Annotated in this window: 16 protein-coding genes; 3 read left to right on the forward strand and 13 right to left on the reverse strand. The window is 43.7% G+C overall.

Annotated features, from left to right (window positions below):
- Positions 1 to 12: 12 nt before the first annotated feature.
- Complete coding sequence (locus HYN59_RS12645) at positions 13 to 651, reverse strand: hypothetical protein (RefSeq protein ID WP_108778603.1); 639 nt, start codon at positions 649 to 651, stop codon at positions 13 to 15.
- A gap of 378 nt (positions 652 to 1029) precedes the next feature.
- Between HYN59_RS12645 and HYN59_RS12650 the strand changes: the two genes are divergently transcribed.
- Entirely contained in the window at positions 1030 to 3075 is a 2046-nt protein-coding gene (locus HYN59_RS12650; RefSeq protein ID WP_108778604.1) for a pentapeptide repeat-containing protein, read from the forward strand.
- 49 nt (positions 3076 to 3124) lie between these two features.
- Positions 3125 to 3982 carry a tetratricopeptide repeat protein gene (locus HYN59_RS12655; protein WP_108778605.1) on the forward strand — a complete coding sequence of 286 codons (858 nt, stop codon included), beginning with the start codon at positions 3125 to 3127 and terminating at the stop codon, positions 3980 to 3982.
- A 278-nt stretch (positions 3983 to 4260) separates the two neighbouring features.
- Here the strand turns inward: HYN59_RS12655 and xth are convergent, their stop codons facing one another.
- The 9 genes from xth to HYN59_RS12700 form a co-directional block, all read right to left on the reverse strand.
- Complete coding sequence (xth, locus tag HYN59_RS12660; protein ID WP_108778606.1) at positions 4261 to 5037, reverse strand: exodeoxyribonuclease III; 777 nt, start codon at positions 5035 to 5037, stop codon at positions 4261 to 4263.
- A 201-nt stretch (positions 5038 to 5238) separates the two neighbouring features.
- Positions 5239 to 6021, reverse strand: a complete 783-nt coding sequence (locus HYN59_RS12665; protein WP_108779735.1) for an ATP-grasp domain-containing protein — start codon at positions 6019 to 6021, stop codon at positions 5239 to 5241.
- 10 nt (positions 6022 to 6031) lie between these two features.
- A complete protein-coding gene (locus tag HYN59_RS12670) occupies positions 6032 to 7900 on the reverse strand; it encodes a CocE/NonD family hydrolase (protein ID WP_108778607.1) in 1869 nt (622 codons plus the stop codon).
- 11 nt (positions 7901 to 7911) lie between these two features.
- Positions 7912 to 8412, reverse strand: a complete 501-nt coding sequence (locus HYN59_RS12675) for a hypothetical protein (RefSeq protein ID WP_108778608.1) — start codon at positions 8410 to 8412, stop codon at positions 7912 to 7914.
- Between the two features lie 27 nt (positions 8413 to 8439).
- Complete coding sequence (locus tag HYN59_RS12680; RefSeq protein ID WP_108778609.1) at positions 8440 to 8805, reverse strand: VOC family protein; 366 nt, start codon at positions 8803 to 8805, stop codon at positions 8440 to 8442.
- Between the two features lie 33 nt (positions 8806 to 8838).
- Positions 8839 to 9498: a J domain-containing protein gene (locus HYN59_RS12685; protein WP_108778610.1), complete on the reverse strand. Its 660-nt coding sequence runs from the start codon at positions 9496 to 9498 to the stop codon at positions 8839 to 8841.
- A gap of 104 nt (positions 9499 to 9602) precedes the next feature.
- Positions 9603 to 10262, reverse strand: a complete 660-nt coding sequence (locus HYN59_RS12690) for a DnaJ domain-containing protein (protein ID WP_108778611.1) — start codon at positions 10260 to 10262, stop codon at positions 9603 to 9605.
- Between the two features lie 116 nt (positions 10263 to 10378).
- Positions 10379 to 11035 carry a hypothetical protein gene (locus HYN59_RS12695; protein ID WP_108778612.1) on the reverse strand — a complete coding sequence of 219 codons (657 nt, stop codon included), beginning with the start codon at positions 11033 to 11035 and terminating at the stop codon, positions 10379 to 10381.
- 241 nt (positions 11036 to 11276) lie between these two features.
- A complete protein-coding gene (locus tag HYN59_RS12700) occupies positions 11277 to 11642 on the reverse strand; it encodes a hypothetical protein (protein WP_108778613.1) in 366 nt (121 codons plus the stop codon).
- A 220-nt stretch (positions 11643 to 11862) separates the two neighbouring features.
- On the opposite strand from HYN59_RS12700, the gene HYN59_RS12705 reads away from it, so the two are divergent.
- Entirely contained in the window at positions 11863 to 12582 is a 720-nt protein-coding gene (locus tag HYN59_RS12705) for a CPBP family intramembrane glutamic endopeptidase (protein WP_245895567.1), read from the forward strand.
- Positions 12583 to 12693: 111 nt separating this feature from the next.
- On the opposite strand, the gene HYN59_RS12710 is transcribed toward HYN59_RS12705, so the two are convergent.
- The 3 genes from HYN59_RS12710 to uvrA all read right to left on the reverse strand — a co-directional run bounded on the left by HYN59_RS12710 (position 12694) and on the right by uvrA (position 17167).
- Positions 12694 to 13533 carry a hypothetical protein gene (locus HYN59_RS12710; protein ID WP_146185934.1) on the reverse strand — a complete coding sequence of 280 codons (840 nt, stop codon included), beginning with the start codon at positions 13531 to 13533 and terminating at the stop codon, positions 12694 to 12696.
- 221 nt (positions 13534 to 13754) lie between these two features.
- Positions 13755 to 14201: a hypothetical protein gene (locus tag HYN59_RS12715; RefSeq protein WP_108778615.1), complete on the reverse strand. Its 447-nt coding sequence runs from the start codon at positions 14199 to 14201 to the stop codon at positions 13755 to 13757.
- 176 nt (positions 14202 to 14377) lie between these two features.
- Positions 14378 to 17167 carry an excinuclease ABC subunit UvrA gene (gene uvrA / locus HYN59_RS12720; protein WP_108778616.1) on the reverse strand — a complete coding sequence of 930 codons (2790 nt, stop codon included), beginning with the start codon at positions 17165 to 17167 and terminating at the stop codon, positions 14378 to 14380.
- Positions 17168 to 17267: the final 100 nt, after the last annotated feature.

A 17267-nucleotide genomic window follows, 5' to 3' on the forward strand; every position in this document is an offset into this window, starting at 1 on the left:
GTGAATAGTATGTTATCCCCTTGTACTTGTAGCAGGCTTGCGATAGTAAACATCGTTGTCGTCATAGTCGGTTGTGCCTCCGTTGTAGCCTCCCTGTTGGTAGTTACCGTCATAGTAGCCTGTGGCAGGGCATGCATCGTAAACGTAGCTCCTGTTGTTAGCGTTGATGTAGCCGATAGCGTCTACAATATGGCCTGAACGGTTATATATGAGGCGAAGGTTTCCTATCTGTGCCAGCGCAAAGCTGTTATAGCTCATGTACACAGTCCCGATACGCTTTACACGGCCTATTGCGTCGTAGTTGATGAACACGTTGCCTACGCGTCGTACACGGCCGTTGTAATCGTGTTCTACCCGTACGCCACGTCCGTTGCTGTAAGTGCCGGGTGCGCCATAAGTAGCGTTGCTCTGGTTCCGGTCGCTCCTGCGGTAGTAAGTGCCACTGCCGGTAGAAGGCTGAGTATTAAAATCCATTTCGCCGTTAGGAAAAACAAGGAACTCAATGCCGCGCTCCATGAACACGATAGGTTCGGCTTCCCTGTAATCAATTGCGTAATGTGTTGGGTTGCCAGAAAAAATTGTTGATTCTGACGCTAAGGCCAGGCTACCGCTTAGGAGTAATCCGGCAACTAAAAAGGTAATTTTTTTCATGACATTTAAAATTTAATATGGTACCTACTCTGTGCTTTTCGGCTTCCGCAGGAACTTTAATTTTGTTCCTGATTACCACAATCCAAATGCCGTGCCAAACTTCGCAAACGTTATAGTTAAGATATTATCTTATAGTTTGGCGTTGATAATCATAATTTTAGCCGGTAAAAATATTTTTAAAAACTGTTTGAATTTAATTTATAGTCTAATGGTGTATAGATTTTTTAGCATTATTATCAATAGTTATCTGTTTAAGATTTAAACGCTTATCCTCAAAATCCCTACGAATGTTCATTTATTTTGTAATAATCCGCTTCTTAAAGTTAACTTAAAACCAAAATTTCTATATTCGGGGCTCAATAACCTTAAACCAAAATAATGGATATTTCTACCGAACATCTGGAACTAATGCAGCGCATCACGGCGCATTTGGAGCCCCACTTAAAAGAAGGGCGCACCTACCACCAGGAATTTTATAAATCAAGATATGGCAGCAGTGGCGGCAGTGTATTCCAGGTACATGAAGGGAAAAGCTACACCCCATGGCACGCAGAACACAATCCTGAAGATACACTTACACAGGGCCTCAAAGAACTTGATGATGTAATCAGGGGTATGAGGGGCAACCTCAACCTGAGCGACCTTTATTATCACCTACCGGCCGATACCAAGGTGCGTTTTACCCATGTAAAAGGCCAGCCGATGCAAATGCTTGTGATGGATGTTCCGCATTTACTGGAAGACCTGAAAAAAACGATAAGGGAAGATGCTATGCGCTACACCACCGATAATCCGGAATTTATAAGTGCCGAAGCTATAATGAGGTTTGTACAGCAGGCTGATGAGCTGGGCATTTATACCGATGAGACTACAGTGCTTTCTACACGGACGAGTTCGGGCTCATCGCCGGCGGATACCAACCTTATCAAATGCATAAATAAAGCCTTGGGCGGGCATCTGGAGAAGCTATATTATAAGCTGGAAGGTGATACATTTGTGTTGCAGTCCAAACCGGGCTTCCCTGAATTTGGAATTACTGAGTTGGAACCGGAAAACGAAACCATTGACCTTGCACCCGAATACAAAGAGCGTAAAGATGCACAGGCCGAAGCGATCCGCCTCAGGACTGAATTTTACAAGACTTTGGGAACCATGCTCCCGGTGCCAATTTACCTGAACGTAGGCGGTTTCCGCAGCCATAGCTGGCCCGAGGGAAGCCATTACCATACATCGGAAGTGTTGCGGGTGATCTATACCAAAGATTCGACCATTGTAATCACCGATGGCCTTAGCGACGTATATACTTCCGAACGTTCTGATGCCAATTTGGAATATAATGGTGTTGGAGCAGAATTTTACCTGGAGTTTGAAGGCCATGTGACCTTTGAAGAGGTAAGAAACCATTTTTGTACGGCACTCCTAAACAGCGTGACCCAAATAGCTATAGAACATGGCGATTTCAAAGCACTTATCGAAAATAATGAACACGCCACCATTGAGTTCAGGCAGGACAATGTAGAGCTATGGTGCATTAAAGGCATGAACGGCGCATCAAACGATATCAGTATATTTTTCAGGCATGGACAATATGCTCCGGATGATTTCGGCGCTTTCCTGAATATGCCTTCGAAAAATGTTCCCGCGAAATTACAGCTAAACCTCGAAGAGATACTGCTTATAAATATCAAGCCTTTTTCTAATGAATGGCTGACATCTTATAAGCTTAGAAGCGAGGACGAAGAAGTAAAAAAAGAGGTGCGTGAAGAAATGATGGCCCATTTTGAAGCTATTGGCGAAGACAATAAGATTCCTTTGACTTATGTGGAGGAAGGTGTGGATAATACGCTTGGGGAGCTTTTCCCGCTATCGGACGTTGAGCCAAGGGGCAGTGAGATTAATAATGAGCTTATAGAAAGCCTTGCGAAAAATGAGGAGCTAAGCCATGATACGATCAATGAAATGCTGGAACAGCACAGCGAATTCCTTGACGGGGGAGGTGATGACGGCCATTTTGAACAGCTTTATACTGCAAGCCTGCCGCTTAATATTTATATGACACAGACAAAGGCGGGAAAACAATTTAAGCCGGGTATGAAAACGATACCTAAAGATTTCAGCTTTGAAGATGCGGACCTGCGTTCTTCCGAATTCACGGGATGCATTGCAGACGGTGTCGATTTTAGGGATGCCGACCTCACCGGATCGTTGTTTACTAACGGATTTTTCCGTGGGGCGAATTTTGAAGGCGCTGACCTGACCAGTGTCGATTTTACCGATTCGGATGTAACCGGGGCTAATTTCAGGAATACAGTCCTGGATGGTGCTGATTTTGAGATCACTAACTGTACCGGTGCCGATTTTACAGGCGCTAATACTACCGATGCGACTTTTAAAGGAGCGAACATGAAAGATGTGAAATACTAAAAAAATTGTAATAAATAATCTGCCCATAACGGCACAATACCTGGAAATAATGACTTACGTATACATAGGCGGCGGCATAGTCGTACTCTTTATTATCTATTCGCTGTTCGCAGCAAAAAACAACCTGAAAAAAGCGCCGGAAAAACTGATCGATGCGCAGCGAAAATTTGATGCCGGCGAAACCAATGCTGCCCTGAGGGCGCTGGGCGAGGCTTTTGTAATTCCGCTCAACGATCATTTGAATCCGGAACAGAAAGCGCACCTTATTGCTGTGCTGGACCTTTTGAGGAAAGTATTTGCCGAAATGAACATTTCCGGCGCAAAGCTTATCGACCCGCTTTATGATAAAATGAAAAATTCCGTAAATGCTACGGTGGTGCTGAATGAAGGTAACTATAAGCCGCTTCAGGATTTTTTTGATGAGACCGATACCGATGCCAAGCTGGTAAAATATCTTAAGGAATCTGTGTTTGGAGGAGAAATAGGCGTTGCGGATTCTGCTTCTTCTGACAGGTCGTCATTTCCAGAAACCAGCAGCAGGACTACACCTTTTATCAATACTGCAGGAAAGCTTATCATGGGCCGCAAATACCAGGCGGCCATAGATGTATATAAAGATGCGCTTACCCAGGAATGGGACGATACCGACAGAGCGTTCCTCCATGACCAGCTGGGGTCGTGTTATCTCATGAATAAAGACCTGATTAATGCTGAGGCCAATTACAAGGAAAGCATTGCCATAAAATCATATTTCCTGAACAACTGGAACTATGCTGATTTTTTAGTTTACCACAAGCGAAAAGACGATGCGGCAGTACAGCTCCCGAAAGTTGAAGCGCTGATAGCGAACCCAACCGACAGAAAAGAGTATAACAAATTGCAGAAAAATTTTGATGCGTTGAAATAACGATTCTTTTATAAAATACAAAGCCCGACAGAATGATAACTGCCGGGCTTTTTAAATTATTATCTTTTGTTGCTTAGAACATCTAAACTTTAAAAAAATTAATTTTAACCACATAGGTACATAGCCTTAGGCGAAATTGTAAAGTGCAATTAAAAGAACACAGAGCATGAAGCTTCGCTTCACTATGGCAAATATGTTTCCTTCAACAACAATAGATAACTATGAAACCTATGTATCTATGTGGTTGAATTTAGAAGTAATTTAATCTCAAAAAAAAACTAAACTTTGAGCTCAATCCACACCGGTGCATGGTCGCTGGTTTTTTCCCAACCCCGCACATACTTATCCACACCACCGGCTTTCAGTTTTCCTTTCAGTTCATCGCTCAAAAGGAAATGGTCGATACGCAGGCCTGCATCGCGGCCATAGGCATTACGAAAATAATCCCAAAAGGTGTATATCTTTTCGTCAGGGTAGAGGGTGCGTATGGCATCCGTCCAGCCTTGTGCTACAAGGTTGTGGAAAGCCTGACGCGTCTCGGGACGGAAGAGGGCATCGTTCACCCAGCGTTCCGGCTTGTACACATCCAGTTCGGTAGGCATCACATTGAAATCACCCATCATTACTACCGGGATCTTGAATTCCAGCAGCTGTTTGGCGCGCACAGTGAGGCGTTCGAACCACTTCAGCTTATAATCGAATTTCGGCCCCGGTGCAGGATTGCCGTTGGGGAGATAAAGGCAGCATACGAGTACGTCATTTACAAGCGCCTCAATATAGCGGCTCTGTACATCTTCAGGATCGCCCGGCAGGCCGCGCCCGACTTCCTTCATCTCGAGCCCGTTACGTACCAGTATTGCTACGCCGTTCCATTGCTTCTGCCCGTGCCAGATGGCCTGGTAGCCTGCGGCATCAATAGCATCGATAGGGAATTTTTCCTGAGGGGCTTTCAGTTCCTGGAGGCAGGCCACATCGGGTTTTGCTTCGTCAAGCCATTTCAGGAGAACATTCAGCCTTCCATTTACACCGTTTACATTATAGGTTGCGAGTTTCATAAGGTTAAGTTACGAAGAGTTCGCATTAGATAGGATAAGTGTTAACAGATTTTTTGATTAGCAGCAGCAGGCAAAGGTCTTTTTCAGGAAAGTCCGTACCTGCTGTCCGCTCTATCTGCTTTCGCTTTGCTACAGCAGAATACCGCTTCCATCAGGGCTAAAGGGAGAAGTGGTTTTGTGCTTGGCTACTCTACCGCAACTTTATTGAGATATTTGATTAAATTTTCTTTCTAATGCATCAATAAGTAATCCAACATCTGCTTTGTAGAATCCGGCACTGTTGACACAATTAACTTCAACAATTTTCCAACCTTCGGAAGTAAGGCAAACATCCATAACAAAGGCATCAGCGACTTCATATATCTCTGCCATTTTTTGAGCAAATGCCAGTGCATCTTCTGAAACTTTTTCTTCAAATGGCAAATCACCATGAAACAGATAATAGGAACTTGTAATAACCTTTCCTTCCACAATCCATATCCTGGCTTCCTTAATTATGGTTTTCGGATAAGAAACCTGAATAAGTGTATTGTTGTTTAAAAGAGTTTGGGGCATGCTAGTTAACGCCTGTTCAACAAAATCTTTCCATTTAGTTTCGGTAAATTTCTTTCCGGTAAAAACCTTTGCATCTTTGGCAGGGCGAATGAATTTTTGCTCACCAACTTTCCACTCTAAAGTATCACTAAGTTTATAAATTATACTGTCATGGTTCAGCAAATGTTCGCCATAATATTTCGAATATATTTCAAAAGAATGGTTACCACCGTAAAAAGAACCAGGATACCAATCATATTTTTGCGCCATTTTCGCGAGTTTCACAGAACCATACACGAAAACGTTCGTATGAAATGTACCAAATTCAAACGCTTCAGCAAAAGGCATAATTTTTACAATTTCATAAGGAATATTACGCCGTTCTAACTCCTCAAATATTTTATTATAATTTGGTTCCTCAAATATATTTTCCTGAATGATATAATACATTTTTTTTGGCCTATCTTTTTCCAATTTCTATAACCGAGCTTCCGTAAATCCTGATAGTCGATTTTATAAAATCTTCCTCATTGGCTTTATAGATGTTATCCACATATTTCTGCGGGTTGCGGTCGATGTAAGGGAACCAAGTGCTGTGCACCTGTATCATTATGCGGTGGCCTTTTTTAAAGGTGTGCAGTATGTCCTGCAGCGGAACATTTACCCTTGTAATCTGATTGGGTACAAAAGGCTCGGGTTTTTCAAAGCTGTTCCTGAAACGCCCGCGGAATACTTCCGAGCGTACCAGCTGCTGGTAATCACCCATCATGATATTTTTCGGGTTATCTTCAAAATTAGGCTCATCATCTGGATACACATCAATTAGCTTTACGATGAAGTCGGCATCAGTACCCGTCATCGAAACGTCGAGTTTGGCAAGTATCTCTCCGGAAAACTCCATATCTTCTGTCAGCACATCCGATTCAAACGTGAGTACATCCGGCCTGCGTGACGCATTCCGTTGGTCGTCCGACATAAAATTACGCGGCGTGAACGTCAGCCCCTCAATCTGCGAAGTGTAAGGAACCGGTTTGGCAGGGTCGCTTATATATTCGAATACAGCTTTGTCATTTATTGGCTTATTGATGCCGAGCTTACCTTTTTCGCCAAAATAAATCTTTGTGTTGGATGCGGCTTTTGGCGGCCATACATCAAAGGTTTTCCATTTCTTAACACCGGTGTCAAACATATAGGCTTCCGGCAGGTTGGGGTTTGCACCGTCTTTGAGGTAGTGGGCAAAGAATTTACGCTCAATCTCCTTTTGGTAAAAAGTAGCAATGCTGTCGCCAAAGTAAATATGGTTGTGGGTAGATTTGCCGCCTTCATGTGCCCATGCACCGTGCGACCACGGCCCCATTACGATAGTGTTCTTAGCTTTCGGGGTAGATTTTTCAATGGCTTTATAAATATTTAGCGGGCCGGAAAGGTCTTCGGCATCAAACCATCCGCCAACCGTCATCACGGCAGGGGTGATATTTTTAAGGTGCGGGAGGATGCTCCTTTTCTGCCAGAACTCATCATAATTAGGATGGTCGACAACCTGTTTCCAAAAGAAATTATCATAATGGTATTTTTCAGTAATATTTTTCAAAGGCCCAAGGCGCAGGTAAAAGTCATAAGCATCATGGGACGGATTCGTATAAAAGCGCATGATCTCGTTTTCGAACCAGTTGTCTTTAGTGTTTTCCTTCTTTTGGTAACCAAATACCGCAAAGGCAGGAGTATAGCTTTCAAGGTAAGCGCCCATGTGGTGAAAATCGTCAAAATAAAAATCCGAAACCGGTGCCTGTGGAGACACGGCTTTCAATGCAGGGTGCGCGTCTGGGAGGGCCGCAGCGCTATAGAATCCCGGATAGGAGATGCCATATATCCCCACTTTCCCATTGTTGCCTTTTATATTTTTGAGCATCCAATCGATAGAATCATAGGTGTCGGAGCTTTCATCGATAGCTTTTTTATCCTTGCGGTCATTGCCTGTAATATTGGGTGTCATGTTATCAAACACGCCATCCGACATATAGCGCCCCCGCACATCCTGGAATACCAATATGTAATTATCATGCACAAGGTACGTTGACGGATGCCCATGGGGGTCAAAGTTGGCATAATTCGAAGCGTTATAACACGTGCGGTTCATCAATATCGGGTAGGTCTTCGACTTGTCTTTTGGCACATACACTACTGTAAAAAGTTTCGCGCCATCCCGCATCGGTATACGGTACTCGAACTTCTCATAGTTCTGGCGCATATAGATGGAATCTGTATTTTGCTTTTGTGCGAAAGCAGAGAAGGAAAGGAGGGTTATTAAAAGTAGTTGTATTGTTTTCATTCTTATTTCATTTAGTATTTAGTCCGGCATATTCCATGTACATGCATTCTAACTTTTTCCATTGAATCAATAAATGTAATACCATACTTTTCTTCAACAGCGGCATTCATCGCTTTTTCATAGCAAAGATATCCAAACTTGTCTTCTGGCGGTGTCCCAAGACAACTAACTCCATATACATCAGTCCTGATGCCTTTTTTTAAAAATGCTTTTTTAAGGTATTCAATCTCACATTCTGTAGTACCCAAACCAACTCCCAAAAAATATTTATAGCCGTATTTTTTTATTTCATTCTGAACTCGACAATCAGCATTTATACAAGCAGTATCAATTATCTTGAAAATCTTTTTATTGCCGTCCATATATCCGCCAAGTTTAGCATACATCATGACATTATATACAACAATGGTATCATTTTCCTTTATGACTAAATCCTTTTCTTTCGATTTACCACAGGAAACCATCACAAATAGCAATGACAGTATGAATAATGGTAGTATAGATCGCTGCATAAATAGAAAATAGTCAGTAAAAAATCATCAATTAAAAAACTCCCCAAAGTGCCACAATATCCCTGAAGGGTCGTGTACAAAGCATTCCTTGCCCCAGTCCATGGTGCGTACCGGTACAACTTTTACATTCTCGTACTTGCTTGGCAGGTTAAGTGCCACAAGCTCTTTGTAGAAACGTTCGGTATCATCTACTTCCATAAAGACCATAGTGTTGTCTACCCAGTCTTTCAGATAATAGTCCTGCAGGTAGAACGACAGTGCGCCACTATGAAAGACCGACATATTATGGCTTATAACATTTTCCTCAAAGCCCAGGTCGCGGTAAAATGCACGGGAAATTTCGAAGTCTTTAGCCCCGATGAATGGGCGGATGGATTTGCCTTTATGGTTCATTGCTTACATTATTGGTTAAAGTAAATGTAGCAATTATCCCATTATAATCCCAAATAATATAAGGACGATCAAAAAGACTACGAACAGGTAGGCATAGTCTTCGGAATAGTCATTGCCTTTGGGCTCTTTTACGGGGTTGTACCGTATGTTGCTGAGCACAGATACCTTTTCACGTAGCATTACATTGCCATGTGCAAGCCTTATGAGCTTCCTGTAAAGAATTATTTTTGACGGATCATCGAGAAATTTTGAGGCAATGACCAGTTCATCAATGATCAGCCCGTTGGTCGCAATATCTTCTACATCTACAAGGTAGTTAAGGTTCTCGGTACAAAGCACTTCATTAATGATCTCAAATAAAGTAGCGCTTTCTATGTGGCTGCCCGTATTAAAAACCCTTTCGCGGATATTCCTGAATACCATAAGAAAAGACACAGCCATCGCGTTCCCCGATTCCGGCCTTTCGGTTGCCGGCTTGCTTTGTTGGTGCTGCCAATCGTCATACGCCTTACGGCTTGATTTATCTACGAGTATAAAATAAGATTCCGAAATCTCTTTGAATAGCTCTTCACTCTGGCGGCTGCCGTTATTCCGGTCGGGATGGTGCCGGAGCGCAAGGAGCCGGTAGGCCTTTTTGACTTCGTCCTGTGAAGAACCGGGGCTAACGCCAAGTATTTTGTAATGGTCCTTCATCAGGCTTATTATTCAGGGAATCAATTTATTTGATACTATTCATAACGCAATATATGAAAGAATAATATCTCAATTCGGGAAAATTTAATATTCGCGATCTTATGTTAAAATGCCAGTGCAAGAATGATTATAACGATAAGCAGGATAAAAAAATAAGCTTTACCATTGCCTTCTTTTGAATTGACCGCCACTGGCGCCTCGTAGGGGCTTTCGCTTTTTTCATTCATTACTGCGATCTTTTCCACAGTCCGCGGATCACTGTTAGCCAGCACAAGCAGCTTGTTATAGATTGACGATTTTGAACTGTCACTAAGGAACACGCCCGCAATAAGTATTTCGTCGATAATGAGGTTGATGGTACATACATCGCCGGTACGGACTAAAAACGCCAGGTTCTCTTCGGAAAGCACATCATCCATTACCTTATAAAGTGCATATTTGTTGATATAACCCCCGGCATTAAACACCCTGTTCCTGATATCCTTAAAAATAATAAGGAAAGTTGCAGCTGTTTTTTTTGCTTTCGGATCTGCTGTCCGCAATACTTTCCCGGGGTTGGCGACCAGGTAGTCGTAATCCTGCCTCCGGGTGAAGTCGCCCAGGATCTCATACGATTCCGCGATCTCCTTGAAACGTTCCTCGCTGGCACTATCACCTTCATTCCTGTCCGGATGATGCTGCAAAGCCAGTACGCGATAGGCTTTCTTTATCTCATCAGGGGAAGAGGCAGGTGCAACGCCAAGTATTTTATAGTAGTCTTTCATTAAGAAAGTTTCAAACCACTAAGGTAAGGGAATGCTGTGATATTGCAAAATCAATTGTTATCGCATAAACACACTGAATTGAGATCGCGGCCTGTCTATGCGATAGAGGCTGTAAACTATTTACCAACCCATTTATTCAACAGCTTTTTATTCCCCGTCAAACTCCCGATCATAAAGAACTTATTGTTTGCCAAAGCCGCCGACTCACTGATTTTTTCCTTCATTACGCCTTTTCTTTTAATATAGTTGGAATGCAGGAAATAACTGCCCGAAGTGTCTTTTACTATATAGCCCGTATGGAAATCCAGCCCAACGATGAAAACGGAATTCTCCGGCTGCTTCTCCATATAGGCCTCAAACTTTTTGATGCCCGAAAAAGTATGGATGTCGGTACACAATACTTTTATCATATCGCCCGAAGCACACTGGGCCAGCTTTGCGCGCTGTATGGCAAAGCCAAGGTCGTCCAGCGTATTGGTAACGAAATAGCCACAGGCGATCTCACCCTGCTGCGGGGTTCTGGTCATTCCGTAAAAATCCCAGGGCGTGCCGTTCCAGTAGGCGGGGAGGCTGTCGTTCACCAAATGGAATAAATAACCCGAAACCTCGCTATAGGGCTTACCCGAAAGTTCCCCTTTGTGTTTGGTTATAGAGGCTTTAAAGTTTTCGTAATCGGCAGGGGCTTTTACGATAGTAGATGCGGGTTTGGTTTTATCCCATTGGCATGCTATCAGGGCAAATACGGCAAGCAGGGCAGGTAATAGTTTTTGCATAGGTCGTTTTGTTGGTTACCTATATAACTGATATTCTGCGTACCTATTGTGTTATGGGATAATCATTTACCATTTAAAGTTTAAATTAACCACATAGGTATATAGGTTTATTGTGATCTATTGATACTTAAGGAAACATATTAGCACATAGTGAAGCGAAGCTTCATGCTCTGTGTCACTTAATTGGGTTTTATGATTCCTTTCTAAAAGCTATGTGCCTATGTGGTTAAATATTTTTTGCTTAATCGTCATCAGGCGGGGTCTCGATATGTTCTATATAAAATACTTGGTAATGAAGGTTGTCGGCCAACGGCCTGGCGTGGTTAGCTATTTTCAATCTTTTCAGCATTTCACGGCCAAACCCGGGCATTTTATCAAAACCTTCATCCGCCTTGATACCAACCGCAGCATAGCTTGTATAAGTACCGGGCCTGTCCAGCTTGTCGTGCATTTCATTGGATAATACAAATCCATCTTCGTAAACGGCTACAATATCCTCTTCGGTGACTTGTTGCAAGGCGTTGAAAAATTCATTAGGGACGTAACCGTGGTGGGCTTCAAGTTCTCTGCCGCCGGGCATACGGAATAAGGCTTTATAGTAAGGCATGTAATTTTATTTACTTCAAATTTACAGATATCCGGTAAAACTGCAAACGGTACAAGGCCTCTTTAAAAAAGCTTTAACGAGTGGATAGATGTTAGCATTGATGAAATGTTATTGCCAACGCTGTTTAAAAGATCACAAAACTTTGTAAAAATAAATTTACAATAGAGGCACTTTTTTGGGGAGAATTACTATGTTAGCAATATCGCATAATAAGAGTGACATGGAACTACTGAAACAGTTTAAGCAAACGAATTGGCTTAAGATATTAGCTTTTTACGGAATTATCCTGACCGGGACCTACTTCGCACGCAAGCTGCCAAACGTATTCAGCCTGGTTATGTCCGAAATTACAGATGTATCTTTCCCGTTTAACTATAATCATGGTTTGGTAACCCTGGCCGTTGCCCTTTTATTCTATGCATTTGACAGGCAGAAACAGGAGATTACGTTATTGGGAGATAATAAAGTGAAAAGCCTGTTGTTCCCGGCGGTGTTGTTTATTTGTTATTCGGTGTACGGTATAAACAATAGCCAGGGAATTGACAACCATTTGTGGGCCGCTATGTTTTGTGGGTTTGCGCTGGTTTACAATATCATGGAAGAGTATGCCTGGAGAGGTTACCTTATCGAAAGCCAAAGCAAAATGAACTACGTGTTTAAGAGCCTCCTCTCAGGAGTTTTATGGGCGATCTGGCACTTATTGATCTTTGAAAACTTTAACCAGTACGGTGGCTTTTGGATCTTCCTGGTTTTTTGCATCATCTTTTCTTTCCTGCTTACATTCGCAGTTATACGAACCAACTCGATACTTGCTGCTGCCGCCATACACGCGTTTATTATACAAACCAATATAGTGGCGTTAATCTGCTTTGTGATCTTTATCCTGCTGCTTGTCACCTGGAATAAAAAGATACCGAAAGAAAGGAAAAGTGATTTCTGACTAAGCTAAGGGTAATCAGGATTATCGGGTGGTTGGTAATGATCTAATTGTAAGAAAGGAAAATAATCAGGATGGCAGAATGGTGCTATACAACAGTATTAATTCATCATTTTAAACCCATTGCTTCATGCTTTCGGGTGTAAGGATACGTTTCGGTTGTTGCGGGTTCAGGTCGAGAATTAATTCCAGATTAGCATAATCAACCGAACCATCACCTAAAACCTTCGATGCGTACAATCGCCCTTCTTTCGTAGCAATAATCCTATTATTGTTATCTGTATCAGCCCATTTTATGCCCTTAAGTTTCGTCTTTTTGTCTTTTTTTGCGATATAAAAAAAGTCAAAATTTTTCCGGTGTTCACTATGATAAAAACTTATCCTGAGTAGCGATGTGCTGTTTGTAATTGCTTTTTTCCAAAGCTTGGGCACTATCAGCTCAAGGCTTGCATGTTGTAGCTCAGCCCAAATAGGGTTGGGATTTCTATGTGTTATCCCTGAAGTTTCAGCAGCCACAAATTTATCATCCGATATTTCAGCCCATCCCTCTCTTTGCAGGCGATGGTCCAGCAGTGTATTGATTTGGCCTTTCCAAACGTTATAGTCATTCCCCGTTTTCACAGTCGCAATCTTTACCGATGCAGGAATGGGCAGGCCGGAGAGTGGTTCAACAGGGTTATTGACATTAAGCACGATAGTGTTTTCGTCATCAAATAATCCGCCGCCGGTACCAAATAAAGTATTCTCGTGTTCCCAGGCTGCCAGGTCCATCCAGTAAGGCGGGCGGCTGATAACAGTGCGGGTGATAATGCGGCTGGGCTGGTACTCCTCATGATCTATAAGATAAATCAGGTAAGTGCCTGTAGGGGAAATATCGCAACGCCTTACCTGTATTTTCTTATCGATCCATTGCCCGGGCTCAATGCTGTCGTTGTCAAGATTCCAGATAAGCATTTGGGTCCATTTCGTAGGCCCATGCCGAAATAGGACAGCTTTATTAGCTTCCCTTGCTTTTATAAAAAAGATCCGTGCGTACATTTTTCAAAAGTAGGAAAGAATGTTGATATAAATATAAATGGTTATCGGTTGTGAATTTAGCCTCCACGCTTTTTAAATTCGATAGCAAAATATTTGTGGAATATAAAAAACTGTACGAATTCCTGTTTCGTTATTGCTTATCCGTTCCAATCATACCAGTAATGCCTTCCAAGCCCTAAATCATGGAATAGCTGAAAATAGATTACTACTAATATAGGAAACAAAATTATCGCTATAATTTTAAATATTTTCGATTCGAAGGATTTTAAAATTGTAATCAATAAAATAATAAAAGACGGTATTAATCCGATGAGCGTAAAACAGTGAATCCATTCAAGACCTTCGTTATCATGTGTTCCTCCAGAATAAAGCTTTATAAAAATATCATTGAGCGCTATAAATAGAAAGGCGAAAATACTTTTCCAAATTGCCTTTACATTCTTAGTGCCAAAAGCAACTAATGATGTAGTTGCAATTATTATAATTGGTGTGAACGATATTCCATTGGGAGCAAAAAAGTGTCCGATAATGCCGTTAAATATTACTATTATAAATGCAAGAATAAGTACTAATTTGTCTCTCATTATCTCTATATTTTTACCCGACAATACCATTTTCACCACCCAGATCACTGATCCCCCGTTAGCGCGAGTGTCACGCTCGTGCCGATAATGTTTGGGCTATAGTGCCTGTGCCTGCACGAGTGTGACGCTCGCGCCAGCACTTCAACCCTTAACTCCAAACCCGAAACCCCTAACCTTTAGAGCTTAGAGAGTAAATACTCCCCCGTAACACTCTTACTATTCTTCGCCACTTCCTCCGGTGTCCCGAATGCCACTAAGTGCCCGCCGTTCTCACCGCCTTCAGGGCCGATGTCGATGATGTAGTCGGCACACTTGATGAGGTCAAGGTTGTGCTCGATCACGATGATGGAATGCCCTTTGTCAAGCAGTGCTTCAAATGAGGCCAATAACTTCCTGATATCATGAAAGTGAAGGCCGGTTGTAGGCTCATCGAAAACAAAAAGCACTTTGTCTTTGGTCGCACCTTTTACAAGAAATGATGCCAGCTTGATACGCTGCGCCTCACCGCCCGAAAGGGTAGAGGAGGACTGCCCCAACTGCACATATCCAAGGCCGACATCCTGCAATGGCTGCAACTTGGTCATGATCTTGGCCTGCTTGTGCTCGCTGAAGAATGCTACGGCATCGTCTACCGTCATGGTCAGCACGTCGTCGATATTCTTGCCTTCAAACGTTATTTCGAGTATTTCTTTCTTAAAACGCTTGCCATTGCAGGTCTCGCACTCGAGGTGCACGTCGGCCATGAACTGCATCTCGATGGTCACTTCGCCTTCGCCTTTACAGGTATCGCAACGCCCGCCATCTACGTTAAAGGAGAAATGCTTGCTTTGGTAGCCCCTGTGCTGGGATAATTTCTGCTTTGCGAACAGGTCGCGGATATCGTCATACGCCTTAATGTACGTCACCGGATTGGAACGCGAGCTGCGTCCTATCGGGTTCTGGTCTACGTACTCAATATGCTTTATGTGGCTGTAGCTGCCCTGCAATTCGGTGAACTGCCCTGCCTTTTCGCCTACACCTTCCAGTTTCTTTTGCAATGCAGGAAACAATATTTTCTTAACGAGCGTACTCTTGCCACTGCCCGAAACACCCGTGATCACGGTAAGGCAGTCCAACGGGAACGTTACGTCGATATTTTGCAGATTGTTCTCCCGCGCGCCGATCACGTCGATATGGTTCTTGAACTTGCGGCGTTTTTTCGGTACGGAAATCTCAAGGTCGCCGTTGAGGTATTTCGCGGTAAGCGAATCAGATTTCAGTATCTCATCATACGTGCCCTGCGCCACAAGCTCCCCACCAAACGAACCCGCTTCAGGCCCGATGTCGATGATCATGTCGGCGGCCTTCATGATGTCCTCGTCGTGCTCCACCACAATAACGGTGTTGCCCAGGTTGCGCAGGCCTTCGAGCACCGCAATGAGCCTTTCGGTGTCTTTAGGATGCAGGCCGATGCTCGGTTCGTCGAGGATATACATCGAGCCTACAAGACTGCTGCCCAGCGATGTCGCCAGGTTGATGCGCTGCGACTCCCCGCCCGAAAGCGTATTGGAACGGCGGTTTAGCGTTAGGTAGCTAAGCCCAACCTCCTGTAAAAAGCGTATGCGGCTGTTGATCTCCACCAAAAGGCGCTTGGCCACCGTAGTATCATATTCATTAAGTTGGAGGTTATCAAAAAACTCGGCAAGATTCTTTATTGGAAGGTCTACCAGATCACTTATGGTGCGTCCGCCGATCTTAATATAATTGGCTTCCGGCCTCAGGCGCTTGCCTTTGCAATCAGGGCATTTGGTCTTGCCCCGGTAGCGCGAAAGCATCACGCGGTTTTGTATTTTATAGTTTTTTTCTTCAAGCTCAGCAAAGAAATCGTTGAGCCCGGTAAAGTATTTGTTGCCTGTCCATACCAGCTGCCTGTCGCTTTCCGATAGCTGGAAATAGGGCTTGTGCACCGGAAAATCAAACTTGTGGCTGTTGTTCACCAATTGGTCGCGGTACCAGCCCATACTTTCGCCGCGCCACGGGAAAATTGCATTTTCATAGATGGACAACGCAGTGTTTGGAACCACCAATTCTTCATCAATACCGATAATGCTGCCGTAGCCTTCGCAGCTCGGACACGCACCATACGGGTTATTAAAGCTGAAAAGGTGCACGTTCGGCTCCGGAAAGCTTATACCATCTAACTCAAAATTATTGCTGTAAACAAGGCGGTTGCCGGTTGACACCTGCTGCAGGTAGGCTTCTCCCTTGCCTTCGTAAAAGGCCGTCTGCACAGCATCGGCAAGGCGGTTGTAAAATTCCTCCTCGTCCTTCACCACGATACGGTCGACAACCAAAAGCACTTCTTTGTTTGAAAAGTCAACGCCCTCCAGTTCGTCCAGGCGCAATGTCTCGTTATCGACCAGAATACGTGCAAAGCCCTGTTGCAGCAGTACGCCCAGCTTTTCTTCGATGGTGCGGCCTTTTTCGGTATGCACGGGCGCAAGGAGCAGCCATCGGCTGTCCGCCTCAAAAGTCTTCACCTCGTTGATTATGTCCGTCACGGTGTGCTTCTTCACCTCGCGCCCTGAAACAGGGGAGTAAGTTCGCCCCACACGGGCAAAAAGAAGTTTGAGATAATCGTAAATCTCAGTGCTGGTGCCCACGGTCGAGCGGGCGTTGGTGGTGTTCACCTTCTGCTCGATGGCGATAGCAGGGGCAATACCCTTGATGTATTCCACCTTTGGCTTGTCGAGGCGGCCAAGGAACTGGCGTGCATAGGACGAAAGGCTCTCCACGTAGCGGCGCTGGCCTTCGGCGTAAAGGGTATCAAAAGCAAGGCTCGACTTCCCGGAGCCCGAAAGCCCGGTAACCACCACCAGCTTGTTGCGCGGGATAGCCACATCCAGGTTCTTGAGGTTGTGCAGCTGTGCGCCTTTTATGAGTATATTCTTTTTCGGTTCTAATGTCGAAAGATCAGTCTTTATCATGGCAAAAATTGAATGGGTAAAGATACGGATTTGCGGGGAGAATTTTGTTAAGGGAATGAGAACTAAAAAGGAACGTGGATGATCCCGCATGCTGAGGGAC

The organism is Flavobacterium album (genome assembly GCF_003096035.1).
GTDB lineage: Bacteria > Bacteroidota > Bacteroidia > Flavobacteriales > Flavobacteriaceae > Flavobacterium > Flavobacterium album.